Source organism: Saccharothrix sp. NRRL B-16314 (assembly GCF_000716595.1).
Lineage (GTDB): Bacteria > Actinomycetota > Actinomycetes > Mycobacteriales > Pseudonocardiaceae > Actinosynnema.
This window is the reverse complement of sequence record NZ_JNXC01000105.1, coordinates 1-521: the sequence shown is the minus strand read 5'-3', so window position 1 is coordinate 521 and position 521 is coordinate 1. Positions and strand designations below refer to the sequence as shown.

General features: G+C 80.2%; 1 protein-coding gene. It reads left to right on the top strand.

Annotated features, from left to right (window positions below; translation table 11 throughout):
• Window positions 1-214: 214 nt before the first annotated feature.
• On the top strand, window positions 215-521 hold a 307-nt coding region (locus OQ02_RS47450), incomplete at its 3' end, for a hypothetical protein (RefSeq protein ID WP_231500449.1).

The window sequence follows — 521 nt, the reverse complement described above, 5'->3', positions numbered from 1 at the left end:
GTTGGGTTGTGCGCCGGGTGCGCCGGGCGGCGGGGGAACGGCAGTCCCGAACCCGGGGAGCGGGGGTGGTGGCGGGGCGGGTGCGTTGGTCTGCTGGCCGGGTGGGGTGGGGTCGGTGGACGGAGCGGGCCGTGTGGCCGGTGGATTGGCGGCTGGTGGGTTGGTAGCCGGTGGGTTGGTGGGCGGCGGGGGTGCGGCCGGCGGCGCGGTGTCAATGGGTGGCGCCGGCCGGGTGGACGGCGGCGGTGTGGCTGCCGGTGGTGTGCTGACGGGTGGTGTGGCGGCGGGAGGTGTGGCCGCTGGCGGCGCGGTGACGGGCGGAGTGGCGACAGGTGGGGGCGCGGCGGGAGGGGTGGTGACCGGCGGGGTGGTGACTGGTGGTGTGGCGGGTGGCGGACTGGCGGCCGGCGGCGCGGTGGCGGGCGGACTGGCCACCGGCGGGGTGGCCACCGGCGGGGTGGCGACCGGCGGGGTGGCGACCGGCGGGGTGGCGACCGGCGGGGTGGCGACCGGCGGGGTGG